This window comes from Pseudorhodoferax aquiterrae (assembly GCF_014652235.1).
Classification (GTDB): Bacteria; Pseudomonadota; Gammaproteobacteria; order Burkholderiales; family Burkholderiaceae_C; genus Pseudorhodoferax; species Pseudorhodoferax aquiterrae.
Window position 1 is genome coordinate 1 of sequence record NZ_BMYK01000076.1, and the last position, 1,406, is coordinate 1,406.

Consider the following 1,406-nt stretch of genomic DNA (forward strand, 5'->3'; position numbering starts at 1 on the left):
TGGCGCGGAGGTGGTGTTGGTAGATCGTTGATTTCATTGACTTTCCTGTTCACTTTCAAATCTGCGATTCGTGGCGTCAAACCGTGGTCGGTTTCATCCATTGGTGCCAGTTATCGATGCATTTGGCCGCGAAGGCAGGATTTGGTCAGCATAGCGGTCAACCGGGAAGCGAAACACACCCCGCAAGTTGATGCTCTCCAGCCTGGTGGGCGCAATCTTCCCGATCAGTTCCGGTGGAATGACCTGGCGGCGGTTCGACCAGCGATCCAGGACCGCCTGCATCTGTGAGGTATTCCACGCCATCACGATGTTGGCCATCAGGCTCAACGCATCGGCCACAGCCTGCATTTCATCGACACGTTTGGCCTGCGCCGGGCTGATCCGGCCGGTATAAATGGCGCGCTTGAGGGCGTTAACAGCCTCGCCCCGATTGAGCACCCGGCGCAACTCGTTCCTGAAAGCGTCCTTGACAAAGTAGTCAGCCAAAAACGCCGTACGCAGCAACCGCCCCAATTGCACGCCAGCCTCATAGATTGGATCGCCCTGGGCGGCAGAACCGAACCGCGCAAGAGCTGCCACCGCACTGGCATGTCCGCTCATGACCGAGGCTGCCAGGTGCACCAGACTATCCCAATGCTTTTCGATCAAAGCGACGTCGACATTGGCTTCGCACACCGCAGCGATTTCTGCGGGCACTTTGGTGCCGCGTGGCACAAAGAGGTGGCGCTGTTTGAGTTCCTTCAACCGCGGGCAAAGATCAAAACCAAGCAAACGGGCATGTGACATGGCAAAGTCGGTGTAGCCATGGGTATCCACAGCAAGCTGGCTGGTCTCCAGCTTTTCTTGGCGGATGACACCTTCAATGGCCACGCCCGCCTGGCGCTCATTGAGCACAAAGGGCTGCGCATGGAAGATGCCCCACCGGTCTTTTACATGGGAGTAGATTCCAATGGAAGGTGTGTTGCGCCGAGGATCAAGCCGGGCTTGCCACACCCGTTTGGTGGTCTCCATGCTCATCATGTCAGAAGATGCCAAATCGGACCGCCCCCAGGTGGCGGCAATCGGGTGTCGCTGCATGAATTCCAGCACAGCCTGGCAGGCCTGGCTCAGACGCCGTTCGTCCCGCGCCCAGCGCATGGCCTGGCGAATGCTGGTGGCAGACAATTGCGGAATCATGCGCGCGCATTCGACCGCAGTCAGACTGGTGCCGTGGGCCATGATGCCGGCATAGACCATCAGCAGCTCGTCGGTAGAGCGCGGCTCACGTCCGAGCATGATCCAGCTAAAGCGCACCTGGGCGTCAACGGCCAGAATCACTTCCGGCAATTGAACCTCACCGATGCGGTGATCCAAAGCCGCGCGCAGCTTGGTCACTTCTGGGTCTTCGTCCTCTGCGGGCAATGGCG

The 1,406-nt window shown here is 59.0% G+C and carries 1 pseudogene; it reads right to left on the reverse strand.

The features are described 5' to 3' along the window. Positions 1-93: 93 nt before the first annotated feature. Positions 94-1,406, reverse strand: a pseudogene (locus tag IE209_RS33575) (Tn3-like element IS1071 family transposase); the annotation flags it as partial.